This window comes from Chitinophaga varians (assembly GCF_012641275.1).
Taxonomy (GTDB): Bacteria; Bacteroidota; Bacteroidia; order Chitinophagales; family Chitinophagaceae; genus Chitinophaga; species Chitinophaga varians_A.
The window spans coordinates 3,277,489-3,302,449 of the sequence record NZ_JABAIA010000001.1 but is presented as its reverse complement, the minus strand read 5'-3'; the positions used below and the strand labels follow the sequence as shown (position 1 = coordinate 3,302,449).

At 48.9% G+C, this 24,961-nt stretch carries 28 protein-coding genes and 1 tRNA gene; 13 read left to right on the top strand and 16 right to left on the bottom strand.

Translation table 11 applies throughout. From position 1 onward, the window contains the following. Positions 1 to 12 precede the first annotated feature (12 nt). The 4 genes from HGH92_RS13605 to HGH92_RS13590 all read left to right on the top strand — a co-directional run bounded on the left by HGH92_RS13605 (position 13) and on the right by HGH92_RS13590 (position 2,989). A complete protein-coding gene (locus HGH92_RS13605; RefSeq protein ID WP_168871245.1) occupies positions 13 to 675 on the top strand; it encodes a YceI family protein in 663 nt (220 codons plus the stop codon). 84 nt (positions 676 to 759) lie between these two features. After that, positions 760 to 1,014, top strand: coding sequence for a 2TM domain-containing protein (locus tag HGH92_RS13600; RefSeq protein WP_168871244.1), 255 nt, complete (start codon positions 760 to 762; stop codon positions 1,012 to 1,014). Positions 1,015 to 1,045: 31 nt separating this feature from the next. Beyond that, entirely contained in the window at positions 1,046 to 2,860 is a 1,815-nt protein-coding gene (locus tag HGH92_RS13595) for an AMP-dependent synthetase/ligase (RefSeq protein WP_168871243.1), read from the top strand. 57 nt (positions 2,861 to 2,917) lie between these two features. Beyond that, positions 2,918 to 2,989, top strand: a tRNA-Arg gene (locus tag HGH92_RS13590). Positions 2,990 to 3,112: 123 nt separating this feature from the next. Here the strand turns inward: HGH92_RS13590 and HGH92_RS13585 are convergent. Together HGH92_RS13585 and HGH92_RS13580 are read right to left on the bottom strand one after the other, a co-directional pair. Next, positions 3,113 to 3,310, bottom strand: a complete 198-nt coding sequence (locus tag HGH92_RS13585; protein WP_168871242.1) for a hypothetical protein — start codon at positions 3,308 to 3,310, stop codon at positions 3,113 to 3,115. A 114-nt stretch (positions 3,311 to 3,424) separates the two neighbouring features. Further along, positions 3,425 to 3,577 carry a hypothetical protein gene (locus tag HGH92_RS13580; RefSeq protein WP_168871241.1) on the bottom strand — a complete coding sequence of 51 codons (153 nt, stop codon included), beginning with the start codon at positions 3,575 to 3,577 and terminating at the stop codon, positions 3,425 to 3,427. A gap of 280 nt (positions 3,578 to 3,857) precedes the next feature. Here HGH92_RS13580 and HGH92_RS13575 point away from each other — a divergent pair, with 280 nt between their 5' ends. After that, positions 3,858 to 4,442: a hypothetical protein gene (locus HGH92_RS13575; protein ID WP_168871240.1), complete on the top strand. Its 585-nt coding sequence runs from the start codon at positions 3,858 to 3,860 to the stop codon at positions 4,440 to 4,442. Between the two features lie 118 nt (positions 4,443 to 4,560). Next, positions 4,561 to 5,118 (top strand): 2'-5' RNA ligase family protein, encoded by a 558-nt coding sequence (locus HGH92_RS13570; RefSeq protein ID WP_168871239.1) that lies wholly within the window; start codon positions 4,561 to 4,563, stop codon positions 5,116 to 5,118. Here HGH92_RS13570 and HGH92_RS13565 read toward each other — a convergent pair. After that, entirely contained in the window at positions 5,108 to 5,803 is a 696-nt protein-coding gene (locus tag HGH92_RS13565) for a hypothetical protein (RefSeq protein WP_168871238.1), read from the bottom strand. The two genes, HGH92_RS13570 and HGH92_RS13565, sit on opposite strands and share 11 nt — an antisense overlap. A 4-nt stretch (positions 5,804 to 5,807) precedes the next feature. Continuing rightward, the gene (locus tag HGH92_RS13560; protein WP_168871237.1) at positions 5,808 to 6,779 is read right to left on the bottom strand and encodes a hypothetical protein; all 972 of its coding nucleotides are present in this window, start codon (positions 6,777 to 6,779) and stop codon (positions 5,808 to 5,810) included. Positions 6,780 to 6,847: 68 nt separating this feature from the next. On the opposite strand from HGH92_RS13560, the gene HGH92_RS13555 reads away from it, so the two are divergent. From HGH92_RS13555 to HGH92_RS13545, 3 genes are all read left to right on the top strand, one after another. After that, positions 6,848 to 7,567 carry a hypothetical protein gene (locus tag HGH92_RS13555; RefSeq protein WP_168871236.1) on the top strand — a complete coding sequence of 240 codons (720 nt, stop codon included), beginning with the start codon at positions 6,848 to 6,850 and terminating at the stop codon, positions 7,565 to 7,567. A 92-nt stretch (positions 7,568 to 7,659) separates the two neighbouring features. Beyond that, positions 7,660 to 9,255 (top strand): Na+/H+ antiporter, encoded by a 1,596-nt coding sequence (locus tag HGH92_RS13550; protein ID WP_168871235.1) that lies wholly within the window; start codon positions 7,660 to 7,662, stop codon positions 9,253 to 9,255. A 10-nt stretch (positions 9,256 to 9,265) separates the two neighbouring features. After that, positions 9,266 to 10,111, top strand: coding sequence for a hypothetical protein (locus tag HGH92_RS13545; RefSeq protein ID WP_168871234.1), 846 nt, complete (start codon positions 9,266 to 9,268; stop codon positions 10,109 to 10,111). Here HGH92_RS13545 and HGH92_RS13540 read toward each other — a convergent pair. Further along, on the bottom strand, positions 10,101 to 10,499 hold the full coding sequence (locus HGH92_RS13540; protein ID WP_168871233.1) for a DoxX family membrane protein: 399 nt from the start codon (positions 10,497 to 10,499) through the stop codon (positions 10,101 to 10,103). The two genes, HGH92_RS13545 and HGH92_RS13540, sit on opposite strands and share 11 nt — an antisense overlap. Before the next feature lie 83 nt (positions 10,500 to 10,582). Here HGH92_RS13540 and HGH92_RS13535 point away from each other — a divergent pair, with 83 nt between their 5' ends. Continuing rightward, a complete protein-coding gene (locus tag HGH92_RS13535) occupies positions 10,583 to 11,434 on the top strand; it encodes an AraC family transcriptional regulator (RefSeq protein WP_168871232.1) in 852 nt (283 codons plus the stop codon). Positions 11,435 to 11,490: 56 nt separating this feature from the next. Here the strand turns inward: HGH92_RS13535 and HGH92_RS13530 are convergent, their stop codons facing one another. Then, the gene (locus HGH92_RS13530) at positions 11,491 to 11,775 is read right to left on the bottom strand and encodes a hypothetical protein (RefSeq protein ID WP_168871231.1); all 285 of its coding nucleotides are present in this window, start codon (positions 11,773 to 11,775) and stop codon (positions 11,491 to 11,493) included. A 128-nt stretch (positions 11,776 to 11,903) separates the two neighbouring features. Here HGH92_RS13530 and HGH92_RS13525 point away from each other — a divergent pair, with 128 nt between their 5' ends. Then, positions 11,904 to 12,491: an SMI1/KNR4 family protein gene (locus tag HGH92_RS13525; protein ID WP_168871230.1), complete on the top strand. Its 588-nt coding sequence runs from the start codon at positions 11,904 to 11,906 to the stop codon at positions 12,489 to 12,491. On the opposite strand, the gene HGH92_RS13520 is transcribed toward HGH92_RS13525, so the two are convergent. Beyond that, positions 12,479 to 13,477, bottom strand: coding sequence for an AraC family transcriptional regulator (locus HGH92_RS13520; protein WP_168871229.1), 999 nt, complete (start codon positions 13,475 to 13,477; stop codon positions 12,479 to 12,481). The two genes, HGH92_RS13525 and HGH92_RS13520, sit on opposite strands and share 13 nt — an antisense overlap. A gap of 151 nt (positions 13,478 to 13,628) precedes the next feature. Here HGH92_RS13520 and HGH92_RS13515 point away from each other — a divergent pair, with 151 nt between their 5' ends. Further along, positions 13,629 to 14,024 carry a nuclear transport factor 2 family protein gene (locus HGH92_RS13515; RefSeq protein ID WP_168871228.1) on the top strand — a complete coding sequence of 132 codons (396 nt, stop codon included), beginning with the start codon at positions 13,629 to 13,631 and terminating at the stop codon, positions 14,022 to 14,024. 109 nt (positions 14,025 to 14,133) lie between these two features. Here the strand turns inward: HGH92_RS13515 and HGH92_RS13510 are convergent, their stop codons facing one another. After that, positions 14,134 to 14,685: a hypothetical protein gene (locus HGH92_RS13510; protein ID WP_168871227.1), complete on the bottom strand. Its 552-nt coding sequence runs from the start codon at positions 14,683 to 14,685 to the stop codon at positions 14,134 to 14,136. Positions 14,686 to 14,951: 266 nt separating this feature from the next. On the opposite strand from HGH92_RS13510, the gene HGH92_RS13505 reads away from it, so the two are divergent. Next, the gene (locus HGH92_RS13505; protein ID WP_168871226.1) at positions 14,952 to 15,257 is read left to right on the top strand and encodes a hypothetical protein; all 306 of its coding nucleotides are present in this window, start codon (positions 14,952 to 14,954) and stop codon (positions 15,255 to 15,257) included. A gap of 97 nt (positions 15,258 to 15,354) precedes the next feature. On the opposite strand, the gene HGH92_RS13500 is transcribed toward HGH92_RS13505, so the two are convergent. From HGH92_RS13500 to HGH92_RS13465, 8 genes are all read right to left on the bottom strand, one after another. Continuing rightward, positions 15,355 to 16,575, bottom strand: a complete 1,221-nt coding sequence (locus HGH92_RS13500) for an ABC transporter permease (protein WP_168871225.1) — start codon at positions 16,573 to 16,575, stop codon at positions 15,355 to 15,357. Positions 16,576 to 16,584: 9 nt separating this feature from the next. Then, positions 16,585 to 17,331, bottom strand: coding sequence for an ABC transporter ATP-binding protein (locus HGH92_RS13495; protein ID WP_168871224.1), 747 nt, complete (start codon positions 17,329 to 17,331; stop codon positions 16,585 to 16,587). Further along, on the bottom strand, positions 17,328 to 18,560 hold the full coding sequence (locus tag HGH92_RS13490) for an efflux RND transporter periplasmic adaptor subunit (RefSeq protein ID WP_168871223.1): 1,233 nt from the start codon (positions 18,558 to 18,560) through the stop codon (positions 17,328 to 17,330). The genes HGH92_RS13495 and HGH92_RS13490 overlap by 4 nt, the downstream gene beginning before the upstream one ends. 13 nt (positions 18,561 to 18,573) lie before the next feature. Beyond that, entirely contained in the window at positions 18,574 to 19,851 is a 1,278-nt protein-coding gene (locus HGH92_RS13485; RefSeq protein ID WP_211092585.1) for a TolC family protein, read from the bottom strand. Between the two features lie 213 nt (positions 19,852 to 20,064). Next, a complete protein-coding gene (locus HGH92_RS13480) occupies positions 20,065 to 20,526 on the bottom strand; it encodes a DUF983 domain-containing protein (protein ID WP_168871222.1) in 462 nt (153 codons plus the stop codon). 18 nt (positions 20,527 to 20,544) lie between these two features. Next, positions 20,545 to 21,423: a helix-turn-helix transcriptional regulator gene (locus tag HGH92_RS13475; protein ID WP_168871221.1), complete on the bottom strand. Its 879-nt coding sequence runs from the start codon at positions 21,421 to 21,423 to the stop codon at positions 20,545 to 20,547. A 345-nt stretch (positions 21,424 to 21,768) separates the two neighbouring features. After that, positions 21,769 to 24,162 carry an alpha/beta hydrolase family protein gene (locus HGH92_RS13470; RefSeq protein WP_168871220.1) on the bottom strand — a complete coding sequence of 798 codons (2,394 nt, stop codon included), beginning with the start codon at positions 24,160 to 24,162 and terminating at the stop codon, positions 21,769 to 21,771. An 88-nt stretch (positions 24,163 to 24,250) separates the two neighbouring features. Continuing rightward, the gene (locus tag HGH92_RS13465) at positions 24,251 to 24,961 is read right to left on the bottom strand and encodes a sterol desaturase family protein (protein WP_247654878.1); all 711 of its coding nucleotides are present in this window, start codon (positions 24,959 to 24,961) and stop codon (positions 24,251 to 24,253) included.

Below are 24,961 nucleotides of genomic sequence, written 5' to 3'. Positions count from 1 at the left end.
AGGGAGATATTTATGAAAAGTATTGTATTGTTTCTTTTACTGTCCGGTATACTGGTGGCCTGTGAGCAGGCTCCCAAAGCCGACAAGGCTGCCGCCAGCAATCCACAGGCCGTGAAAGTAGGCACTGGTAACGCTTACCTGGCGGACACCGCGACCTCTCTGATAGAATGGATAGGTACCAAACCTACCGGCAAACACCACGGCACCCTCCGGCTTGCCGGCGGGGCCGTCTATGTAAAAGATACCCTCATCACCGGCGCCCAGTTGGTGATCAATATGCACACCCTGCAGAATATAGACCTCGCCGGTGACAGCGCCATGAAAAACAAACTGGAAAGGGAACTGAAAGGCAGTTCTTTTTTCGATGTTGACAAATTTCCCACCGCCACTTTTGAAATGACCGGTATCAATTCCTACTACCCGGCAGTAGGTGAAGAAGTGGAGCTAAAAGACGCCACCCACGTTATTTCCGGCAACCTGACGCTTAAAGGCGTCGTAAAAAACATCTCCTTTCCTGCGCGTGTTACTATAGACAGTCATCATCTTACCGCTGTCGCCAATTTTAATATCGATCGTACCCTATGGGGAATTAACTACCGTGCAGACAAATCTTTACAGGACAAACTGATCAATTCACAGGTGAACATCGGGTTTCATATCAGCGCATCGAGATAGACCATATTTTTCGTTTTTTCCACCAGGAAGCCGATAAAATATTTTAAATTGAGTAAAGCCGCCTCACATATAAAACCACTTCAAATGGAAACTACCCAGCAAAGAGATGAACGTCTCTGGCGCATTGCAAAAGCCAGGGCTGGCTTCAAATGTCACCTTATCATTTATCTGGTGATTAATATGGGACTGTGGGCTGTGTGGTTACTTTCCGACCGGGACATGCCCGGAAGCGCACCCTGGCCACTGGGACCTGCGCTGGGATGGGGCGTCGCACTTACCCTTCAATACTTCAATACTTATCATAAAGGCTCTTTCGACGATACGCTGAAAAGAATATAAGCACGCATAGCACACTCAAAAAAACAGCATAATGGACCGACCGCAGCGACTATTTGACGTCATCCGGTATCAGCTGGACAACTATCCCAAAGAGGATATGCTTGCCGGCAAGGAAAACGGACAATGGAGAAAATACAGCACACAGGAAGTAGCTGCCATCACCCGCAAATTCAGCTCAGGCTTACTCAGGCTGGGTATCCGGGTAGGCATCAAAACAAATGAAGAGAAAGACAAAATAGCGATCATCTCACCCAACCGGCCAGAGTGGCTATTGACAGACCTCTCCTGTCAACAGATTGGTGCCGTCCTCACTCCTATTTACCCGACGATCAGTCAACATGAGCTGGAATATGTGCTCAACGACGCAGCAGCCCGTATCCTGTTTGTCAGTGATGAGGACCTGTTACAAAAAGTACTGGCCGCCCGGGATAAATTTCCCACCATCCGTGAGATCTTTACCTTCAACCAGGTGCCCGGCGCCCGCCACTGGACAGAAGTGCTGTCCCTCGCTGATGAAAACGACTACCCGCTGATCGATGAAGTGCAGCAAAACATATCCCCGGAGGAACTGGTCACCATCATCTATACCTCCGGTACCACCGGCACCCCTAAAGGCGTTATGCTCTCTCATCACAACGTGATGAGCAACGTGCTGGCCTGCCAGCCTTACCTGCCGGTCAGCAAAAACGCGCGTGCCCTCAGTTTCCTGCCGCTCAATCATATTTTTGAGCGGATGGTCACCTACCTCTACCTGACCGCCGGTGTGCCGGTGTATTACGCTGAAAGCACCGACAAAATCGCTGATAACCTGAAAGAGGTAAAGCCTACCATTTTTACCACTGTGCCACGGCTGCTGGAAAAGGTATATGAGAAAATCATGGCCACCGGGCTGGAGCTCAAAGGCATCAAACGGGCGCTCTTCTTCTGGGCCGTGGACCTGGGCAAACGTTATGAGATCAATCATCAGCAGGGCTTTTGGTACGACCTTCAGCTGAAACTGGCCAACAAACTTATCTTCAGCAAATGGCGCGCTGCCCTCGGTGGTAATATCCAATGTATCGTTAACGGTGCCGCCGCCTGCCAGGTCAGACTGCTGAAAATATTCACTTCTGCCGGTATCCCCATCCTGGAAGGTTATGGTCTTACCGAAACCTCCCCGGTGATCAGCGTTAACCGCTTCAATGTGGAAGACCGTATGTTCGGCACCGTAGGGCCGGTCATCAGTAATGTGGAAGTAAAGATCGCAGAAGATGGGGAAATACTCTGTAAAGGTCCCAGTGTTACCATTGGCTACTATAAGCATCCGGAGCTTACCGCCGACGCCATCACCGATGGCTGGTTCCATACCGGCGATATCGGCGTGCTGATAGACAATAAGTTCCTGAAAATCACCGACCGCAAAAAGGAACTGTTTAAAACTTCCGGTGGTAAGTTCGTCGCGCCCCAGCCGATAGAAAACAAATTCAAGGAATCACCCTATATAGAACAGATCATGGTGGTAGGCGAAGACCGCAAATTTACCGCAGCACTGATTGTGCCCGCCTTCGACAATCTCCGCAGCTGGGCCCAGAAAAGAGGCATTTCCGCCGGCAGCAACGAAGAACTGCTGCAGCGCAAGGAAGTGCTGGACCTCTATAAACAGGCCGTGGATAAGTACAATCAGTTCTTTAACCACATCGAACAGGTGAAAAAGTTCCAGCTGCTGCCACGCGAATGGACAGTTGACGCCGGTGAGCTGACACCCACCCTGAAGGCCAAAAGGAAGGTGATCCTTGAAAAGTACAAAAAGGAAATAGACAGTATTTATGCCCCTTCAAATGGGAAAGTTGATATAGAAAGTCTTTAAATATTAATTTAAAACCCTTACTTTTGCAACCCGATACCCCCAAAAGGGCATCAGGATGGTCCCGTAGTTCAATGGATAGAATAGAAGTTTCCTAAACTTTAGATACAGGTTCGATCCCTGTCGGGACTACAAAAAGGCTTATTCGCCCAATTTCAGTAAGGCTGGAATTGGGCGTTTTTCATTTTTTTCAGCCTTGCCTTATTACCAGGTAAAGGAGCCACCCTAAGGTGGCTGTAAGCTGTATCTACTACATTAGCAAGCAGTCAGTGGCAGCGTATTAGTAGGGCATTTAAAATCTTTTGTTCTCGGCGGGCAGATCTGACAGGTTTCGGTGATAGTTGCCCCGCCTTTGATAACTTCAGCGTTAATAGTGCTATCCTTCCCAAGAAGCAGCGCAATGTTTGTCTTTTTTAAGGCTAGTTTTGCCCGCAATTTGTTTTGCTTTTTCATACAGTACATTTTATGGTGAACCATAAAGCTCGCTTTATTTGCTGCGAGTCCTTTTCAGTACTGGCAAGGATTCTACCGATAAAGACCTATTCAGGAAAACGTTAACCAGGCATGTTATCTGACAACAACATTTCTGTCTCCCTTCGCCAGATTAGACGATGCAATCAATCCTGCACTGGCTATAATAGCTCCGCCCACAAACGGGAAGCCGGCACCTACCAGGTCTTCCATGGAAGAAGAGAATAAAAACGGAAGACAATAGATCATTCCAAAGACCCCCAATGTAATAGCAGCATATGCACCGGCTTTGGCAATTCCGGTGGTAGTAATGCGCTGACGTATTGCTGGAGCATAGTGAAAGACAGCCTCCTCGCGATTAGCCGAAAAACATTCATAGCTCGGGAACTTTTAATGACCAGATACAGAATAACAAACAATATAAATATAATATTTCCACAAAGTATTCAAAAAAACAACCCAGCTGAACAAATCCTGTATTAAACTGTATCTATAGGTATAGTTCATTGACCCCAAATACCCATTCGTTATGAACAGGCCCGAAATACCTTTATACCAAACCAACCCGGAACTATTTAAAACCTATCTGTTGGACCACCATTCCTCCGACGAGATTGTAGTAGTCAAAGGCGTCACGATGGATGACCATCTTCTTAAATCCGAACTACACATCAAAGTGCTTGTCGGGTTTCAGATAGAAGCCTGTATTAAGTTTAAACAGACCACTGCCGTACAGGTGCTGACCCGTTTGAGAAGACGTATCCGGCGTTTTATGCATTCCTCGCGCATGGCTGCGGCCATCCAGAAGATAGAACGCAGTTTCTCCAGGGCGGTCCCGGCATTGTACGAGCAGGACCCGGCCCTTTTTGAGTGTTTCGTCCTGGAAGATTTCCTCTCCCGTTCCACGATGGGCGACAATATTCCAGGCATTACCCAAAGGGACAGAATGCTACGGATCGAAATAATTTTGTTTATTCTGGATGATGAAATTATCCGGCTTAGCGCCTTTGTGAAGCAACGGAGCGTACGGGCGGTACGGGCAGAGCACCGGCAGAAAGTAAACCTTGTATTGGCAGCCTACAGCAGGTTGTTGCCGGCAGCACAAGGCAACTAAACACAGCCCATTCTCCAAAAACAAACTTTGTTAGTTATCCGTACTTTTAGTAATTTTAAGTACTACCTGCTACCCCATTATTTCACCACATTTATTGTCATGTTAAATGTTCTTCGATATGCCGAGGGTGAACTATGCACAGCTGTCATTATTTAGTTTTTATGAGTACTTTCTGCTCCTTTCTCCCGGACCGGGCATTGTACGCAAAGTAGCTGCTATGAAAAGCAGGCTGGCTACTATGATCAAAATACCTTCCTACAATCTAAGGTCGATTGCCCATATTTCTTTGATGAAATTTTCGCGTACGGAAGATGACCAGACGATTATACGGCAGGTGGCTCATGCAGTAACAGGCTTTAAGGACTTCAGGGTACAGTTTGATGGCGCCGGTATTTTCCATCATGGCCGTACGGCCACCTTAATGTTGCAACCGGTCAACAGCGATGCTATCAGCAGCCTGCATGGCAGGATAAGCAGTACTTTCAGCTACCGTCGCGGCAACCTCACACCACATATTACCATTGCGCGGAATGTAGCCCGTGACGAACTGCTGAAGGTCAATCTGCATGATTTTGATTGTCATGACAGCTTCTGCTGCGATAAAGTGACCATACTGAAAAAAGCTGTGGATGCGCCTCATTACGAAATCCTGCAGGAAGTACCGTTTATTCCCTGAAAAACTTGTCGATGCTGCCATCCTGATGAAAACTGATGGCATACCTTTCCCGGCTGCCACTGATGGAGGTAGGGTACCAGGCAAGGCCTTTTCCGCGGACGATACCGTAAATATGTGTGGGCGGCTTCGCCCCTTCAATGGTTGCTGATTTCTCCACAATATTTTTATATATCCTTGCTATGCTGGTGAAGTCAATCTCATCCAGCGGAAGCAGCTTTTCTTCTACTTTATTACGGACAGACAGCTGTACAGGTTCCGGCCCTTTCCATTGCCCATCGGCAAAGTGCCATGCATCCACATAGTCGGGGTTCTCCGGATGGCGAAGCTGCAGGTTGATTCTGCCATCATCATATGTATGGATATCATCGTAGAGGTACATCTTTTTCCCCGCGTAGGCAGGCAGGGCCAACAGGCTTTTTTCCGCCTCTCTTAGTCCCGCTTCATCAGACAGAAAATTTAGCTTACGGGTGGTATTACGGGAAGAATAAGTGGTGCGCACGGTGTCTCTGGAAACGTGGGACTCAATAGTAACAGATGATGTTACCGGGCTGCTATGGCCGGTGTTAGCCGGACCATCTTCTTTTTTTTCCCTGAACGTGTCGTTGAAAGTATCCATCAGCTGGTTGCAGGAAAAGCATCCCAGTATCAATAGTATTCCTAAAACCTTGTGTCTGTTCGTTAACATAAAATTAATTTAGACCAGCCAGATCATCTGCAAACGCCACTTCTGACGGTTTATCCTTCAGGTAAAATATGGAAACAGTTTCCTGGCGGACCATTCCCAAATCAATAAGTGATACTATCTTTTTCAGGGTAGCCGTATACGTTTTACCATAGGTGTCCTGGTAACGCAGTTCAAACTTCACCTGTGGCTGTTCATTGATGTAAGTGCCTGTCTGTGTGGCAGATACCACCTCCGCCATCGTCTGAACACCATAGTATTTGATATGCAGTAATGTATCAGGATCTCCGCCGGAGAACAGCTTCAACAACATCCCCAGGCCCCAGCGGCTCACGAAAAGGATCAGCGGACACAATACCAACGGATGGTACACCTTCATGAAACGCCAGCCATAACCATTGCTTTCCATGTTGTAGGAAAAATAGTAGTACCACACAATAGCTCCCACAAGCCCCAGCCAGAGCAGCACCAGTAGCGCCATCCGGCCAGCCTTCACGCCAGCCTGGGTGGTATCCACAATCAGGTAAGGCCGCAATTTCAGGCTTTTATCAATCATCAGGTGGATAATCCGGCCTTTTTCATAGCGCATTTCTCCGGGCCTCGAATCAGCCAGTTCCAGATTTTCTGTGATTTCTGTTCCCACAAAATTACGCAGACTGAGCGTCATCTTCTTCATTATCATATCACCGTTCAAGTGTTTACCGTCCTTACTATCCACAATACGCGCTTCACGTTTTTCACCTTCGCGCAACAGATAGCCGATATTCCGTTTCATTTTAAACGGCAACAGTATCCAGTTACGGAACCACCGCAGTACCAGTATTCCCCAGAGTATCAATGATAGCAGCAGCCAGGTAATGGCCAGCCAGGGGTTGGTATCTGTGAGGCCTTCCCGTGTGTTATAATAAATCAGCATGGGAAACGGGATAGCAAAAAAGAGCATGTATACTACCCAGAAATATGACCAGAATCCTTTCATGATACGAATTTAAACTAAAACCGTCAATATTAACTTTTCCTTTACGAAAGCGTTTATATCTTTCCGTTATGCGGACACTGAGGCATATCGTTTTGTTGGCGCTGCTGCTGTTGGCATTGTCGCACGTGCATGCCCAGAGCCCTGTGCAGGGAACGATCTTCCGGGAAGACAGCATACCCGCAGCGGGTATAACGGTACTGAATAAACGTACACAGTCCGCCGTCATCAGCGATGAACAGGGACGCTATCAACTGAACGCACGAAAAGGTGACACCTTGCTATTGAAAGCACTGGGTTTTGTGCCACTGCTTTACATCGTCAGCAAAGACAGAACAAGCGTTACCCATCAGCTGCAATCCCAGCCACTGGAGTTGAAAGCCATCAACATTATACATTACAATTACCTGCGCGATTCGCTGCGTCTGCGGCAGGAGTTCAGGAGAGAATTCGACTTCCGCCGTCCGCGATGGAATGAAGTGATTGTCTCTGCCGGGCCATTGATCGCTGTTAATATCAATCAGCTATACAAAGCGGTATCTTTCAACAAGAATAAAAAGAAGGAAAAATTCAGAAAAATACTGCTGGACAAAGAAAAAGAAAACCTGGTGGAACAAAAGTTTAACCCTTCGCTGGTACAACGCCTCACCGGAATGGACGGCGACAGCCTTTCGCAGTTTATGTTGCGATATCAGCCATCGTATGAATTCGTAAAAGACATCAGTGATTATGATTTGTACGTCTATATCAGGCAGCAGTATAATGAATTCAGACAACCAGCCACAAAATAACCAGCCCTCTCTGACAAACCGAAAAATCCATATAGTTCACCAGGAAATTTATAACACAATTTCTTAATTTACCGACAAATAGCTGTCCTGGTATGCACCATTCATTGCTCCTTGTCCTTACTTTGTTGTTTGTAGTATTTATGCTGGTGATGCTGGGCCAGCGGTTAAAGATCTCTTATCCTATTTTCCTGGTGCTGGCGGGACTTGGAATTGGTTTTATTCCTGGTTTGCCGAAGATAGAAATAGACCCCGACCTTGTTTTTACGATTTTCCTGCCACCTTTGCTATATGAAGCCGCCTGGTATACTTCCTGGAATGACTTCTGGAAATGGAAGCGGCCTATTATGATGCTGGCTTTTGGCGCTGTTATTTTCACGTCCTGTATTGTCGCGTATGTTTCCCATTCGATGATACCCGGGTTTACGCTGGCGCTGGGCTTTCTGCTGGGCGGCATTATCTCTCCGCCGGATGCAGTAGCAGCGACCAGCGTATTGAAGCACCTGAAAGTCCCTAAGCGGGCCATGACCGTCCTCGAAGGCGAAAGCCTGATCAACGACGCGTCCAGCCTGATTATTTTCCGGTTTGCCGCCTTGGCGGTAGTCTCCGGGCAATTTGTGATACATCAGGCTATCGGTGATTTCTTTTTATCCGCCGGCATGGGCATCCTGATCGGACTTGCAGTGGCAAATATCATGTATGCTATTCACCGATGGCTGCCTACTACGCCCAGTATAGACTCTGCACTTACGCTGATGACGCCGTACTTTATATACCTGGCGGCGGAGCAGTTTCATTTTTCCGGTGTACTGGCTGTTGTTAGCGGAGGGCTGTTCCTCTCCTACCGCTCACATGCCATCTTCCCGGACGGCGCTACCCGTATGCAGATGCTGGGTGTATGGAGCACGCTGATCTTTGTGCTTAATGGCATCATTTTCATGCTGATAGGGCTGGAACTGCCCACTATCGTGCATGCGCTGGGCAATTACTCCATCGGCGATGCTATCCGGTATGGACTGGTGATTGCTTTCCTTACTATACTGGTGCGGTTGTTCTGGGTATATCCGGGCGCTTTCATTCCGCGGATGCTGAGCAAAAAAATCCGGACACAGGAAGCCAGTCCGGGCTGGAAAGGGCCGCTGGTAGTAGGATGGGCAGGCATGCGCGGCGTGGTCTCACTGGCGTCCGCTTTATCTGTGCCGTTACTGTTCCCGCACCGTAACCTGATTGTGTTTATCACCTTTATCGTGATTCTGGTGACGTTGGTATTTCAGGGACTCACGCTTCCCTGGCTTATAAAACTCATTAAAGTGGGTGAGATAGATGATATTACACCATTGGCGGAACAGGAAGCAGGCATGCGCCTCGCGATGATGAAAGTGGCCCTTCAGCGGCTGGAAGAGAAATATTCCTTTGAAGCAAACGACAATGAACTGGTCGGTTTTCTCAAAAAAGACCTGGAACATAATATCAGCAGTACTTCCGCGCGACTGGAATCACTGGAATGTGACGATACCGAAAAAACAGAAGTGGAACTGTATCATGCCGTGCTAATGGATATTTACGCACAACAACGGCAGGAACTGTTCAGGTTACGGCAGCACAACACCTTTAGCGATGAGGTTATCCGCAGCCAGGAGATGCAGCTGGACCTTGATGAAATGAAAATCCGACACCCCGGTCACGAATAAACGTTGCCTCATGAAACTAACGCTCACCCGTACACGGTTATTAACGTTCCTCTTCATGATAGCGGTAGTGCTTAAAATAATGTCACTACTGGTATCAGGCCATGGACATCCTCTCACCGATAAAATTTTATCGGGGCTTACGCTCGATCTGTTGTTATTACGTTTGATCATACTGGTACACGGCACCTACGGCCGTTATCAGCAACTCAGGCAACAATATCCGTTACAGGATTTCCCGGAATTACTATCCGCAGCACTGCGGCCTCTGATCAGAAATGATAAAGTATGCCGTGTGTTGGTAACAGAAACTACGCTGGCGTACTACGCCATATTCAGATGGAAAAAGCAGGCATCGATGCCTGCTTTTTCCTGGTACAGCCGGCAGGGAGCCGCCGCCGTATATGGCATTTTTATTTTTCTGTTATTACTGGAGATGACCGGCATGGGATTGTTATTATCCCGGCTGAATTATCCCGTATTACACCGGGTAATGCTGGCCGCAGGTGCCTATTCCGTTGTATTTCTGCTGGCGCACCTGAAGGCAATTTGTTATCGGCCTGTACAACTGGATGATAACGGCATCCTGCTTCGTTATGGCATCATCACATCATTACATATCCCGTTTGATCAGGTGAGGACTGTCAGGGATTTGCGAAGATTGCCTCCGGCCGACAATACTGTCCTGCAGCTTTCCCTGCTGAAAGCTTTTGAGCCGGGGAATGTGGCACTAGAGTTAAAACAACCCATTTCGTTGTACTTGCTCTACAAACAAAAGAAAGCAGTAAAACAATTTATCTTCCGGCTGGACGACCCCGCCTCATTCAGGAAAACACTGGAGTCACGGATTACTTGCTGATAACCTTGTCCAGCGCGAAACCGTTGTATTTGATAAATACCAGCAGCACCGCAAAGAAAGCTGCGTGTATCATCTGCGAGGGCAGATTACCCCAGTCTTCTATCAGGGTAGAGCCCATGATGAGCATGATCATCACCACCGCACCGGCAATGAGTGACAGACGGGTAAACAGCCCAAGTATCAATAGTAGCCCTATCACAAACTCAGCAATAGGAAGGATATAACTGAAAGGCACTACCAGGGCGCCGGGCAACATGGATTTTTCAAAAGAAGCCGTCATCCAGTGGCTGAACCCGTTCAGCTTGGGAAGCCTTACCAGGCCGTGGCCAAACATGCTGGCTGCTACCGCCAGCCTTAACAGTACAAAGGCAATTGTGTTGTTTTCCATTACAGTAATTTTATATATCAAAGATCAGCATCTCCCTGTAAAATTCTTTGTACAAATTCTGGATCATTCAGTAATTTTATAAGATGATACAGGAGAATTTATACCAGCCTTTTGAGATCGAATACCGCGAATGCACCGAGTGCCCTATAGATGCACACAAACACAATTTTTTCGAACTGGTGTACATCGTGGAAGGCAGTGGAGTACAGTGTGTTAACAAGAACCAGCTGCCCTACAGCGCCGATAAACTGTTTCTGGTGATGCCGCAGGACTGCCATTCCTTTGAAGTAAAGGACAGTACTAAATTTTTCTTTATCCGCTTTAATGACGTCTACCTGAAAAACCAGCCCAAAGAATGGATACAGCAGCTGGAATTTATTTTCCAGAACAACAACCACCTGCCGGGCTGCATCCTCAAAAACAAAACCGACAAACCGCTGGTAAAATCACTGATAGAAGCACTTATCCGGGAACAGGTAAATCAACAGCCTTATCATAAAGCCTTATCACAGCAGATGGTCAACACTATTCTGCTAGTGGTGGCACGCAATATCTCCAGCCAGTTGCCCGAACCCTCACGGCAGCCGGGCAAAAGCGACGCATCGCTAAATATACTGCACTATATCCACGAAAATATCTATTCCCCTGAAAAATTAAGGGCCGAACAGATCGCCACCCATTTTAATATATCACCTACCTACCTGAGCGAGTACTTCAAACGTAACAACGGCGACAGCCTGCAACAATATATCATGCAGTACAAACTAAAGCTGGTGGAAACGAGGCTGCAATACAGCAGCTTGCGGGTAGGGGAAATAGCGTATGAACTGGGCTTTACCGATGAAAGTCACCTGAACAGAATGTTCAAAAAATACAAAGGGGTCAATCCATCCGCATTCAGAAAGGAATTGCAGTTACAATTGCAACCTGGCTGATCATGCAACAAAAAAAGCGCCCGCAATAGCGGACGCTTTTTAATTTCTTACAGTTACTATTCTTCGTCTTCTTCATCTTCGCTGCCGTCGTCTTCCAGCCATTCCATGTAAGAGTAGTACCAGTCTTCCAGTTGTTCAAGCAATTCCTGTTTCTTTTCCGGAGAATCTTTGTAGAACGCTTCCACGTCATCAATTTCTTCAACGATGTCGATGTAAGCAGTTTCTTCGTCTTCTTCTACACGTTTGGCAAAGAAGCGGGGTTTCTCGGTATGAAAAATATATTCATTTTCCGGATCTGTAACAGGATCGTCTGCGATCAGAAATTTAGGTAACTGTGCCATAGTGGTATGTTTTCGTTTAAATGATGCTGATTACAAAAGTAGGTATTTCTTTCACGCGTCCGTAACATCTACCGCTTTTATTTATGGCGGAATTTTTACATCTTTATAGTCGGTTAAACCCATACCATATGCAAGAATACTGGACAAGATGGGAAAATTGGATAAGACAGCAGGCCCCCAGGCTGCTCCATGTACTAAACCCCGGGGCACCCTACGGTGCGATGGAATCGCTTGAAAAACTCACAGAATCGGCTATCCCGGCTGATTTCAAGGATTTCTACGCCATCCATGACGGTCAACATAAAGCCAGGCCCGGCCTGATAGATGGCGACCAGCTATTACCAGTGGAAGAGATTACCAACAAATGGCACTATTGGCATGACCTGGTCGCTTCCGGCACCTACACGTATAACGATGAGCCTATTGCGTCCGAGCCCGACACCGGCATCCGGGCCGATTGGTGGAATCCCCACTGGATACCCTTTACAGCCGATGGCTTCGGCAACTTTCTCTGCATAGACCTTGACCCTGCCCCCGAAGGCAACTATGGTCAGATCATCACCCTCTGGCATGATGACGGGCACCGTGAAATCGTAGCTCGTTCCTTCCGGGAATGGATCAACAACTACCTTGACGCCCTCGAAAGAGGGGATTATATTTTTGTTAAGAAGTGGGGCATCGTACATAAAAACACCACTTTCAACTACAACGACTGATATTGTAGCGGACTGCTGCCTGTCCACCGCCGGAAAGCACGGGTAAAGGCGCTCATTTCATTATACCCCAGCATATACGAAATATCTTTCAGCGGATAACTACCCGCAGAGATATAATACAACGCCAGTGATTTCCTCACCGCATCGGCGATCTCCTGATATTTCACCCCTTCTTCTTTCAGCTTACGTTGCAGGCTCCGTGGACTCAGGTTAAAATTAGCCGCCATCTCTTCCAGCGATATAATGCCCAGATAAGAGTTGGCCAGCAGATAATTATACACCCTCGTCTGCAGGTTATTCACCGTTTTTGATGGCTGCTGCGCCATGGACGCCACTTTCTTCAACAACATATTTTGCAGTTCATAGTTGGCCGATAGGATCGGCTCTTCCCAATAACGGGCGTCAAATACTAAAGCATATTCCCCGGCGCGCTTTACCGGCCGGCACCGGAATATCTGTTCATATGCTGTTATGTCCGGTACATTATAAGGCAGTCTCACTGCCAGCGGCGCAATTTTCTCCAGCATCAGGCCCGTCACTTCATGAATGGTAATGACCATCAGCAGCTCCATGAGATTCCTGAAGGCCATCGTAGGCTCGTTAATATTACCCGCAGCCGGGATAAACCGCACGGTGAAGTTTTTACTGTTCCTCGCGATCTCCAGCCGGCACTGGTCTGTCAGGTGGCCCGCCAGCGCCGCCGCATGTGTCAGCGCCTCTCCCACGGTGGCGCTGGTCTGAACGATCTGGCCTACTATGCCTAACGCTGCCGGCTGTACGGAAGCAGCAAAATGCAACGCAAACAGCGGGTCCCCCGACAGTTGCGCCCCATGCAGCCACAGTGCGTCCAGCTGCTGCTGCGCGACCGGCGGCGCATCAGTTTTCTTTAATGTTTTTAGGTTGATGCCTGCCAGCTGACAGAGCTTTGCTGCATCTATATCGCGCTGCACGGCATAAGCGATGACGGCTAATACTATTTGTTTCATAGGTTAAAGTTATTTATCCCTCACCGGATAAAAAACAGATTGTCGTGAAATGACAAGCGTTTGTCGTGAAATGATAAACATACAGGATGACAGCGGTAGTAGCTTTGTATCATCAAACAAACAATAAACCATCACACAAAAAACGATAATCATGGAAAATCAGACTTTATCCGTAGTAAAAGCATTCGTAGCAGCAGTACAGCAGGTAGATCTTGAGAAACTGGGCGCATTGCTCCACCCTGAGATTAAATGGCAGCAACCGGGCACTAACCGTTTTTCCGGTACTAAAAGCTCTGCCGGCGAAGTGTTCCAGATGGTGGGCGGCATGTTCGAAGTTTCTGCCAATACCATGACACTGGCGGAGGTGAAATCCATCACTGTTAATGGTGACCAGGCAGCGGTGTTATTAACCTGGAAAGCAACCAGGCCAGGCGCCACGCTGGACACTGATAACGTAGACGTATATACGGTGAAAGACGGCCAGATCGTAGCGGCTAAAATATTCGCGGCAGATCCGGCGCACGAAGATCAGTTCTGGGGAAACTAAGGGCCATCCCCCGGAATAGCACAACCCTTCAGGAAACGGGCTTCCTGAAGGGTTGTGCGTTATTAAAATGGAATACAGGAATAATTAAGACAAGTGCAATAACCAATTGTTAGAACCAACGTTTCTTCTTCATCTGATGTCGTTCCCGGTCAGCGACATTAATAGGTTCGATCATCGTCGGAGGCTGTATAGGAACCACGCCAGCTTTGCCATTAAGACAACCCGGATTTTTCCCTGTAATACTTGCCGGTGTTACCAGTACATGTCCGGTTACCGGTCCCTTATAGGCTACCACTATGATTTCCGGCAAATCATGCATTTTTGCAGGCTTCGCTGCGGTATCTTCCGGCGCCAACTGAGCCGGTGACGACGGTAACGATATTGCTAATTCCACCTGTTCCAACCCGCGTGCTTCCGCATAACTATGGTTGGCAATCCCGGTGATAAGACCGGCTGTCAACACCAAGGCTGGTAAAAAATTTTTGCGGGGAGAAGCCGGTGGGTTGATAAGTCTGTTCAGCTGGTTATCCTGAAAACGGCCACAAACCTTTCCCCTGCTGTTATTGATAACAGCAAAAATTTCAGCATCCGTCATGAAGGAGAAGTCTATTACGGTTTTAGCACAACTATCGCAGTGTTTACCCGCAGCAGTATTGGTCATTTTATCCCAATTCTCCCCGCAAGGTGTAGGAACAGACAGGTACAGACCATTCGAATATCTCATAGACACAGGTTATCGTTAATCAATATACGAAAAAGTCCTGATACCGCCACGGGGAAAATCCCCGACATTATCTTCCAACATAAAAAAGAAATATTTGTAATCAACTATCTTTCAAACGGCAGACTTTCATCAACAGGAATGGCATCAAAATTGAATTTACAAGCACTACAATCATGTTTTTAAACTATAAAAAGACAATAATCATGAGAGCTCCAAAAACAATTTCCGCCGCGCTGTTCGCCCTCGCTTTTGGCGCAGTGGCTACCTTGCCTGCACAGGCTGTATTTGCACAAAACAAACTCGACAGCACCGCTAAAAAAGTAGGCAATAAAACAGCATCCATCGCCGTAAAAGGCGCCTCCGCCGTTACAGATAAAATTTATAAGGGCAAAGAAGGCCCTCACGGAGAAACGGTATACATCAACAGAAAAGACCAGAAATACATTGTGGACGAAAAAGGCAAGAAAGTATACCTGAAATCTTCACAGATCCATAATAAGAAAGAGTAGTTTGTAAGTTAAAATTGTGTTCCAAAACCGTCGGGATAGTTTTCCCGGCGGTTTTTTATTTTTCCGGCAGAAAAAGAATCATGAAATTATCAAGCCATTATTCATAGCGCAAAGCCTCTATCGGGTCCAGGCGGGAGGCTGCCTGCGCGGGATAATAACCGAAGAAAACACCGGTAAGCGCACACACCATAAAAGACAGGATGATAGACGATTCCGACACAATAGTAGGCCAGCCCAGTGTCAAAGTAATCACTTTGGCGGTGGTGAGCCCCAGGATAACCCCGATAATACCACCGGTAACACTGATGATAATAGCCTCCACCAGGAACTGCAACAGGATATCGATCCCTCTCGCGCCAATGGACATACGTAGTCCTATCTCCCGCGTACGTTCCGTTACCGACACATACATGATGTTCATAATCCCGATACCGCCAATGACCAGCGAAATACCAGCTATGGCTGTCAGCAGTATAGTCAGCAGACTGCTGGTGGAGCTCAGTGTTTTGATCAGTTCCTCCATGGTACGTACCTGGAAGTTATTTTCATCGGCCGGGCGGAGCCGGTGTGTTTCCCGCAGTATATCCGTAATCTCGTCGGTAGCCTGCGCAGAAGTGCCTTCGCTCACAGCGGAGGCATAGATGCTCTGAAAATAGATGGTGGCCAGAATTCGCTTCTGTACAGTGGTATAGGGCGTAAGAATAATATCGTCCTGGTCCTGTCCGAAAGAGCTCTGCCCTTTAGGCACTAATGTGCCGATCACCTGCAGCGGAATGGAATTGAGCCGGATTACTTTTCCCACCGGGCTTTCACCGCTGGGAAACAGGTTGTTGATCACCGTTTGTCCGAGCACACATACTTTTGCGGCTGTGGCCACGTCGGCATCTGTGAAACTAACGCCATCGGCTATCTCCAGTTTCCGGATATCGAAATAGGATGGCGCCACGCCCTGTAAGCTGGTAGGCCAGTTCAGCGCTCCGTAGATAGCCTGCCCTTTGGTGGCGGAAACAGGCGACACCGCGCTTACATGCTCAGCGTTTTTCTGTATGGCTTTCACGTCCACAATAGTGAGCGACTGAAAACTGGCCCCTTCGATGCGCACACCACCGGACACGTTACTGGACGGCAGTATCGTGATCATGTTAGACCCCATGGCGCTCAGCTGTGACTGGATACTTTCCTTGGAGCCTTCCCCGATGGCCACCATGGCAATCACCGCCGCCACGCCGATAATAATACCGAGCATGGTAAGGAAGGCCCGCAGCTTATTACGTTGCAAAGCCCTTAAAGCGATCCGTATGAGGTTGATGGCACTCATGCTGTCATATTAATAATCATCCGCCGGCGGCAGCGCCTCCAGCGCTTCTTTTGCCGAACGCACATTTTCATTAACGGTATCTTTCACCACCTTGCCGTCGCGCAGCATGACCGTACGGCTGCTGAAAGCGGCGATGTCCGGCTCATGGGTGACAAACACGATGGTTTTACCTTCTTTGTTAAGCTCCTGCATCAGTAACATGATTTCGTAGGATGTGCGCGTATCCAGGTTGCCTGTCGCTTCGTCCGCCAGTATCATCACCGGCTGGTTCACCAACGCACGGGCAATGGCCACCCGTTGCTGTTGCCCGCCGGAAAGCTGGCTGGGCGTATGGTCCAGCCGGTCGGCCAGCTTCACGGCTTCGAGGGCCTTAACAGCCTTATCTTTTCTCTCCGAAGCCGACAGGGAAGGATTGTAGAACAAAGGCAGCTCTACATTCTCCAGCGCGGAAGTACGGGGCAGCAGGTTATAAGCCTGAAATACAAATCCGATCTTGCGGTTGCGCAGCCGTGCCAGCTCGTTACGGGAAAGATTACCCACGTCCACGCCGTCCAGCAGGTAGTTACCGGCCGTAGGCTTATCAAGGCAGCCGAGCAGGTTGAGCAGCGTGGTCTTACCTGAACCACTGCTTCCCATAATGGTCACAAACTCACCGGCATGGACATCGAAGGAGACCCCTTTCAGCGCCCGGACCGTTTCTGTGCCCATTACAAATTCACGTTTTATCTGCTGAAGCTCGAGAATTTTGTTGTTCATCGCCTGCGCCCTCCTCCCATCCTGGGCAAGAACGGGCTTTTGTTGCCGGCTGCGGCCGCAGGGCCGGTGCTGCCGTTGACGGCCGTCACCACTATGTCCTGCGGCGTCAGTCCGTGTATGACTTCAATCTGCGTATTATCATTCAAACCGGTACGGATATGTTTCTGCAACAGGGTATCTCCACGCAGCACCCATACATAATTGGACGATCCTACCCTTTGCACGCTTTTGAACTTACCGGTAGTATCGGCAGGTGTGGCACGCCGTTGCTGCCTGCCTACAGCGTTGACGATCACATAGTCTTTCAACAGCGCTGAGTCCGGGCGGAATTTGAGGGCTTTCACCGGCAACAGCAATACACTGTCCTTTTCTGCGGTGTAGATAGTCACGTTGGCCGTCATGCCCGGTTTCAGCTTCATGGATTCATTGGAGGCGTTGATGATGGTGTTATACGTGACCACGTTTGACGATACGGAAGGTTGCAGCCGTATTTCCTGTACTTTACCGGCAAACACATCTTCCAGATACGCATCAACGGTGAAGGTTACACGCTGCGAGTCTTTCACGTTACCGATGTCGGCCTCGTCCACACTGGCCTCTACCTGCATTTTCGTAATATCCTTGGCGATCACAAACAAGGTGGGCGTATTGAAACTGGCCGCCACCGTTTGACCTACGCTCACGCTCCGGTTAAGCACAACACCGTTGATCGGGGAGATAATATCTGTAAACGAGAGGTTTTTCAGGGCCGATGCCAGCTGTGCATTCACACTGGCCACCTGTGCTTTTGCCTGTCCAAGCTGATTGTAAGCCACGTCATAGTCCGCTTTGGCAATAGCGCCTGTTTTATACAGCAGTTCCTGCCGGTGGAAATTGTTGTTCTGATAATCCAGGTTCGACTGGGATACCTGCAGATTGGCCCGGTACTGGTCTACCTGTGCCTGAAACAATACTTTGTCCAGTTCACCCAGCTTCTCTCCTTTTTTTACCTGGGAGTTAAAGTCCACATACAGGTACTTCAGCGTACCGGACACCTGGGCGCCCACCGCAACAGTGTCTACCGGTTGTATGGTACCGGTGGCAGTAACGGTGGTGGCTATATGACCATAGGCGGGTTGGACGGTATCAAATGCTATCGGCTGACGCTTCTTCCTGATAAAAACAAACCAGATGACCAGCGCCACCAGCAGGATAACCGCCACGATGATAACCTTTTTATATTTTCTCATACGTCAATTGCATTTATAGTTTTACAGGTACGCCCCTGTAAAAATCATATATCCTGATTGTCAATGCCGCATTGTATTTAGCCTGTATATAAGCCTGAAAAGCCTGTATGTACAGGTTTTTCTGTTGCAGAAAATCCACCATATTGGCCACGCCTACTTTCAGCTGTTCGGTAGCAATACGATAACTTTCCGTCGCATAACGCAGTTGCTCCACAGACGCATCATACTGGCCCTGTGCATTCTGCACATTGATATAGGCCTGTTCCACCGTCTGCGACAGGTTAGTGCGTGTATCCTTCAGCGTTAGCTTCGACTGGTCTACCTCCAGTTTGGATTTCTCCACATTGGTTTTGTTGAGCCTGCGGGTGAATATGGGAACCGACAGGGTAAGCCCTATTTGTTGATAGAAGTTATTGTCCAGTTGTTTGAAAAAGTTGTTTGCGGGATCTCTGAGATAAGAGCTGCCCAGTGCGCCGCCGGCGCTGAGCGTAGGCAGGAACCCCGCCCTGGCTTTGGCCAGGTCCAGCGATGATACATCGACGCCCAGTTCTGCGCTTTTCACTTCCGGCCTGTTGGCCAGCGCGGTGTCTTGCGCTGCCTGTAGCGGCACTACCAGATGGCTGGACACCAGTGTGTCCGGCGAAAAGATATCAAAATCGTAGGGGCTGGGCAGTTGTAATAATTGTTTGAGCGTCAGTTTATTGAGCCGGTGTTGATTTTCAGCGGTAACGAGATTGTAACGGTCTGCGGCGAGTTGCGATTGCAGCGACGCCAGGTCTTTCAGGGCGATGCTTCCCACATCATAGCGTTGTTGTGCCTGTTGCACCTGCGCTTCCGAGGTGGTAACGAGATCTTTCACATAAACGATATTCTCCCGGGCCAGCAGGATATTGAGGTAAGCCTGTGTAATCTGGATGGTCATGTTATTGACCTGTTGCGCGATGTTGAGGTCCGCCACCTGTGTCAGCAGTCCTTTTTGTTTGATGTCGTAGTTGAGGTATCCGCCCTGATAGAGGGTGACATTGGAATTGACGGAGTAGTTGCCGGAGAATGCTCCTTCATAAGGCATATTACCACTGGCCGTGAGGGTCTTACGGCCTGTCAGCGTTTGGGATGCCGAACCGGTAAGATTGGGCAACCTGGACGCTTTTGACAGCAGGAGGTCCTGTTCGCTGCTCATCCGGCTCAGCCGAAGACTGTTGAGCTGGATGTTGTTTTGCATGGCGTAGTTCAGACAATCCTGTAAGCTCCAGATAGCCGGCAGCGACGTTTGTGCGCTATCCTGGGCCATCAGCGGATTGTTGTAATACGTCCATAAGGACAGACATAACAAAATAACAAACCGCCGGGGAAACATCATCGTGTAATCATTGCTGTTAGTAAAAAGCTAATGACAGATACGGAGTTAAATAGTTATCCTAATATAACAAAAAACGAAGACCCGGGCAAAAAATACCCGGGCCATCGTTTTTTCATTCGTTATACTTAATCCTACTATCCTTTGTTAAATGGCATTTTTGAAAGTGGCGTTCACCCTGCCGGTACCTTCAGGAGGCCCCTGTTGCCAGTCTTCGTCATATCTCACGAAAAAAGCCATCCAGATGGTCCTGGACCAGCGCATCAGCACCGGCTGAAGGCATAGCAGCAGTATGCCGTTAAAGCCCAGCCACCAGTAGATACTGTTGTCATAGATAGAAAAGCCGACAAACAGCCACCAGGCAATCAGACTGGCCACACAGACAGCGATTGACAGCGCATAGCTCACATAGCCGGTACCGTAGTAAAACCCTACCTCCACTTCTACCTGCTGACCGCATTCCGGACATTTTTCCGGCATCTTCATACAGTTCTTGAGGTCATAGGGGTTTTTGCTGAGGAAAATAGAACCTCTTCTGCAGCGTGCGCATTTGTTGGTGAATACGCTTTTGAAAATGTTCGGTTTCTCATGTTTTTTATCTGCACACATATATTGAAGCTTTTATTGTCAGGAAATATTCTTCCGGAATTCTTCAGGTGTCACGCCTTCATATTTCTTGAAGAACTTCGTGAAGTAGGAATTATCGCCAAAGCTCAGCTGGTAAGCAATTGTAGAGATACTGATATCTACATTGATCAACAATCTTTTCGCTTCCAGCAATACCCGGTCGCGGATAATTTCCCCGGCCGATTTGCCCAGCATATGCCGGCAGAAAGCGTTGAGATAATTGGGTGTTACATACAGCAGCGCAGCATAGTCTTTCGGCAATCTCAGCTGCATATAGTGCTGCTCCACCAGTTTGCGGAAATTGCGCAGCAACACGTAGTTGTGCGGCGGCTCCTGCGGGGAACCACTGTTGCGTGTCACCCGGCTGACTTTCACAAACATCTCCAGCATGAGAAGCCGTAACATATCATGACTGTAGGCTTGGGTACCGTCCATTTCCAGCAGCATTTTTTCAAACAATGCCACTACACGGGCCCTGGCTTCCTCCGGCAGCGTCACCACACCCTCAGCACTTACACCGCTGAAAAACGGGAACCGCTCCACATAGCCGGCATCCTGCAAAAAAGCATTAAAAAAACCAGCCGCCACATTCACCACATATCCTTCAATCTGTCCTTCAAAAAACCAGCTGTGCACCTGTCCCGGCACCATAAAATACAATTGACCGGGTTCTACCGGAAAACGCTCAAAATCGATCGTATGGGAACCTCTTCCACCGGTAAAAAATGCCAGGTGGTAAAAAGAATGCCGGTGCGGGAATTTGATGTCCGGATGTGCAGCCAGGTAGTCAGTAAATCTTGCCACCAGAATCTCTTCTGAAGCGGGTTTACCCATTCCCAGCGAGCAGATGTCATATGTATGGATATGTGCCTTTGACATGATATCACAAAGGTACAGGGCGGGCGGGGAAATTGATTGTGTTATATGGGGCTTCAATGGTACTTTTTACCTATTACACATATTTTGCGGATTTTTTATTATATTAAAAAACCCAGGGCTGAAGCCCTGGGCTACGTTCTGTTTTAGATTTGTTTTAAGGTGGCGTTTAATACTGAATCCGTAAAACCATTAGCGAAAAACGGCTCTGATGCCTTAGGCCATCAGAGTTTTGACTAAGATGTTAAACGGCAGTTTATAGTTGAAACACTAACCCATTAATAAGAAATATCACTAATAAACACGCCTGAAACAGAACGTAGCCCAGGGCTTCAGCCCTGGGACAGATTATTTCACGTATTTCATCAGCCAGTTGTCCATTTCCCACAGCATGTGCAGGATGCTTTCCTTAGCGGCATAGCCATGGCTTTCCTGTGGCAGGAACACCAGGCGGGCGGTGCCTCCGTTGCCTTTCAGGGCGTTATACAGCCTTTCGCTCTGGATAGGGAAGGTACCGGAGTTATTGTCTGCTTCGCCATGGATCATGAGCAGTGGCGTTTTCAGTTTGTCAGCGTAGGAAAACGGCGACATTTTATAGTATACGTCAGGCGCCTGCCAGTAGGTGCGTTGCTCGTTCTGGAAGCCAAAAGGCGTCAGGGTACGGTTGTAAGCGCCGCTACGGGCGATACCGGCCTTGAACAGGTTCGTATGTGCGAGCAGGTTAGCTGTCATAAATGCGCCATAGGAATGGCCGCCAACAGCGATACGGTCTTTGTCGCCAACACCCATGCCGGTGATTTTATCCACTGCTGCTTCGGCGTTCATGACCAGCTGCTCCACGAAGTTGTCATTCGGTTCTTTATCGCCTTCCCCTACGATCGGCATTTCGGTGGCGTCCATCACGGCGAAGCCGCGGGTTACCCAGAAAATAGGAGAACCGTAGGTCACCCGGGTGAACCTGTAGGCAGAACCTCTTACCTGTGCCGCATCGGAAGCGGATTTGTACTCACGCGGATATGCCCACATTAATACCGGTAACCGGCCGTCTTTTGCGGCATCGTATCCTTTGGGCAGGTACAACATGGCAGTGAGGTCTACGCCGTCTTTACGTTTGTATTTCAGCAGTTGCTTCTGTACTCCTTCCAGTAAAGGCTGCGGGTGCGGGAAATTGGTCAGCGCTATGGCAGCAGATTTCTTTTTCAGGTTCTGCAGGTAATAATTCACCGGTGTTGACGCTGATTCGCGGGCCACCACGATCACTTGTTTGGCCGGGTCTATCACTTCCGCCACCTGTTCGTAGTAAGGGGCCTGAGAACGCCACAGGATGTTCTGTTTTCCGTTTTTCAGGCTGAAGCTGGAGAGGAACGGACGGTCACCTTCCGGTGAAGCGCCTGGCGCGATCATCAGCAGTTCGCTGGCCGGAGACACGTACAGTACGGATCTGTTGTATTCGTTTTTCACCATAACCGGTTCACCGGGATCGTTGTAGCGGTCATTCACAGAGCGGTCAATGATGGCCACCGGGTCTTGTCCGGGATGGGACGGGGCGATGCGGCTGATTTTAACGGTCTGTTTGGTGCTGTTGCCTTCTGTCACGAGGGCCAGCTGGCTGTTGCCCCAGATAAGGCCATCGAAGCGGTCTTTCGTTTTCACCAGTTCTGCCGGTGCAGCAGTGAACGGAGCATCGAGGGTGTTTACCACATCGCGGAAAGGCACTTCTTTTTTAGGATCACCGCCATCGAGGGCCTGTATCCAGTAGATAGTGGCCGGCGCATCGTTGCGCCACTGATGGCCACGGGGATAGTTACTGGTAGCATCGAAGCCTTTGGGCCGTACTTCATCCAGCGGATTTTTGGCGAGTTGTTTTACCAGAGCGCCCTGAAGGTCCCAGATGCTGATCTCTGAAGGGAAACGGCCTGCCCCCACGAGGTAAGAGTAAGGGCGGCTCAACTGGCGCACCAGCAAATATTGTTTATCAGGAGATGGTGTGATATCAGTATATACAGCTGGTTTACCGATGACTTTTTCCCCGGCGGTGCTGATGATGACAGGTTCTGACTGGAAATAGTAGTCGAACAGCTGTTCGTCGTAAGGATTTTTCAGCATGTCCTGGTAGGTGGCCGCCGGAGCGGCTTTACCGGAAGTTTGCTGCACGGTAGGGCCTTCCGGCGCCAGCGGTTTTTCCGGTGCGGCGCCGATGCCGGCAGGTACAGACAGCACCAGTATGCGGTCTTCATCCATCCAGCGGAAAGCACCGCCAAAGGTATCGTTCAGGCGGCGGGTGCTGATTTGTTTTGCTTCACCGGTGGCCACATCCGCCTTCCACAGCGTGATACTGTTGTTGGTGGTGACGGTGAAAGCGAAGCTCTTTTTCAGCGGAGACCAGGTAACGTTGCCGATGCGGGCGCCCGCAGGCACGCCTGTCACGGCATATTCCCGTTTACCGGTGATTTCTTTGATGCGGATACCCGTTACATAGCTGGCGCGGCTCGGGCCAAAATTAGCAGGATTGATGCGGTAGCCGGCCAACCGGTATTCCGGCTGTGACAGTTCTTCGATGGTAGGGAATCCGGTGCGGTCCATGATGAGCATCAGGTCTCCCCTGCTGAAGTTGACGGCGGGGGAAGGAGCGGCCATGGCCAGTTCTACAATGCTTTGTGCAGGTGTCTGGTATTTCAGCGCATCCTGTGCATAGGCACGGAAGGTGATGAACACAGACAGTGTCAGTACTAATTTTCTCATACAGCAGTTTGATTCTGAAAAAATGAATCCGGCCAAAATAGTACATTATTCCGTTTATCTGAAGGGTGTTATTTAAACGGTAAGGCGCCTACCGCTTCAGCGTGCCGAATAGACGGTCCCACAGGCTGGTATAGAACCCGTAGTTGTAATGTTCCTGCCGGTGATGATCATGGTGAAAAGTGGAGGTGCCAAGGTATTTTAATACCGGCCATTGCCGCATCTTTTCAGGCAGGGGTTCTATGCCCAGATGGCCGGTCATACCGAAGATCACGTTGATGGCGAGATAGATGACAATACCGTACAGGTTCATGTTGAATGGCAGCAGCACCAGCAGCCAGAGCGTGCCAAAGCTGAGAGTTTCCAGCGGATGCAGCACAAACAGGTCAATAGGTACAGGATCTGTTGCCTCATGGTGCAGACGGTGCAGCAGGCGGTATAAAAATGTCTGGTGGATGAGGTAATGGAAAACATACATGAGCAGGTCCATCAAGAGAAACAGCGCCAGGGCGTCTGTGATCACGCGCCATGACAACGTTTCATGAACACGGACATATCCGTGTTTCCACAGCCAGTACCCTGCAAAGGTGACGAGGGTATTGAGCAGGGTGGTGACGATACAGATACGCCACTGGTGGCTGGTGTAATCAAACATCTGCCGGATAGGCCGGCGCAACAGGCGGTTGCCCCAGGCCAGTACGCCGAGAACGATCAGGGCATTTTCTGTCAAAAAGAAAAACCACAGTTGCCAGTCAGGTATATGAAGCAGTTGTTCAATCATTTTTAATTCGGTGCCATTCAT

Excerpts from the sequence above, each read along its gene's own strand:
- HGH92_RS13560 (WP_168871237.1), bottom strand. The coding sequence starts at position 6,779 with ATGAAAGGATTCTGGTCATATTTCTGGGTAGTATACATGCTCTTTTTT.
- HGH92_RS13535 (WP_168871232.1), top strand. The coding sequence starts at position 10,583 with ATGATACAGGAGAATTTATACCAGCCTTTTGAGATCGAATACCGCGAA.
- HGH92_RS13470 (WP_168871220.1), bottom strand. The coding sequence starts at position 24,162 with ATGAGAAAATTAGTACTGACACTGTCTGTGTTCATCACCTTCCGTGCC.
- HGH92_RS13520 (WP_168871229.1), bottom strand. The coding sequence starts at position 13,477 with ATGAAACAAATAGTATTAGCCGTCATCGCTTATGCCGTGCAGCGCGAT.
- HGH92_RS13530 (WP_168871231.1), bottom strand. The coding sequence starts at position 11,775 with ATGGCACAGTTACCTAAATTTCTGATCGCAGACGATCCTGTTACAGAT.
- HGH92_RS13575 (WP_168871240.1), top strand. The coding sequence starts at position 3,858 with ATGAACAGGCCCGAAATACCTTTATACCAAACCAACCCGGAACTATTT.
- HGH92_RS13465 (WP_247654878.1), bottom strand. The coding sequence starts at position 24,961 with ATGAATGGCACCGAATTAAAAATGATTGAACAACTGCTTCATATACCT.
- HGH92_RS13515 (WP_168871228.1), top strand. The coding sequence starts at position 13,629 with ATGGAAAATCAGACTTTATCCGTAGTAAAAGCATTCGTAGCAGCAGTA.
- HGH92_RS13545 (WP_168871234.1), top strand. The coding sequence starts at position 9,266 with ATGAAACTAACGCTCACCCGTACACGGTTATTAACGTTCCTCTTCATG.
- HGH92_RS13605 (WP_168871245.1), top strand. The coding sequence starts at position 13 with ATGAAAAGTATTGTATTGTTTCTTTTACTGTCCGGTATACTGGTGGCC.
- HGH92_RS13500 (WP_168871225.1), bottom strand. The coding sequence starts at position 16,575 with ATGAGTGCCATCAACCTCATACGGATCGCTTTAAGGGCTTTGCAACGT.
- HGH92_RS13555 (WP_168871236.1), top strand. The coding sequence starts at position 6,848 with ATGCGGACACTGAGGCATATCGTTTTGTTGGCGCTGCTGCTGTTGGCA.
- HGH92_RS13595 (WP_168871243.1), top strand. The coding sequence starts at position 1,046 with ATGGACCGACCGCAGCGACTATTTGACGTCATCCGGTATCAGCTGGAC.
- HGH92_RS13585 (WP_168871242.1), bottom strand. The coding sequence starts at position 3,310 with ATGAAAAAGCAAAACAAATTGCGGGCAAAACTAGCCTTAAAAAAGACA.
- HGH92_RS13480 (WP_168871222.1), bottom strand. The coding sequence starts at position 20,526 with ATGTGTGCAGATAAAAAACATGAGAAACCGAACATTTTCAAAAGCGTA.
- HGH92_RS13475 (WP_168871221.1), bottom strand. The coding sequence starts at position 21,423 with ATGTCAAAGGCACATATCCATACATATGACATCTGCTCGCTGGGAATG.
- HGH92_RS13565 (WP_168871238.1), bottom strand. The coding sequence starts at position 5,803 with ATGTTAACGAACAGACACAAGGTTTTAGGAATACTATTGATACTGGGA.
- HGH92_RS13510 (WP_168871227.1), bottom strand. The coding sequence starts at position 14,685 with ATGACCAATACTGCTGCGGGTAAACACTGCGATAGTTGTGCTAAAACC.
- HGH92_RS13580 (WP_168871241.1), bottom strand. The coding sequence starts at position 3,577 with ATGATCTATTGTCTTCCGTTTTTATTCTCTTCTTCCATGGAAGACCTG.
- HGH92_RS13485 (WP_211092585.1), bottom strand. The coding sequence starts at position 19,851 with ATGGCCCAGGATAGCGCACAAACGTCGCTGCCGGCTATCTGGAGCTTA.
- HGH92_RS13540 (WP_168871233.1), bottom strand. The coding sequence starts at position 10,499 with ATGGAAAACAACACAATTGCCTTTGTACTGTTAAGGCTGGCGGTAGCA.
- HGH92_RS13570 (WP_168871239.1), top strand. The coding sequence starts at position 4,561 with ATGCCGAGGGTGAACTATGCACAGCTGTCATTATTTAGTTTTTATGAG.
- HGH92_RS13600 (WP_168871244.1), top strand. The coding sequence starts at position 760 with ATGGAAACTACCCAGCAAAGAGATGAACGTCTCTGGCGCATTGCAAAA.
- HGH92_RS13525 (WP_168871230.1), top strand. The coding sequence starts at position 11,904 with ATGCAAGAATACTGGACAAGATGGGAAAATTGGATAAGACAGCAGGCC.
- HGH92_RS13505 (WP_168871226.1), top strand. The coding sequence starts at position 14,952 with ATGAGAGCTCCAAAAACAATTTCCGCCGCGCTGTTCGCCCTCGCTTTT.
- HGH92_RS13495 (WP_168871224.1), bottom strand. The coding sequence starts at position 17,331 with ATGAACAACAAAATTCTCGAGCTTCAGCAGATAAAACGTGAATTTGTA.
- HGH92_RS13550 (WP_168871235.1), top strand. The coding sequence starts at position 7,660 with ATGCACCATTCATTGCTCCTTGTCCTTACTTTGTTGTTTGTAGTATTT.
- HGH92_RS13490 (WP_168871223.1), bottom strand. The coding sequence starts at position 18,560 with ATGAGAAAATATAAAAAGGTTATCATCGTGGCGGTTATCCTGCTGGTG.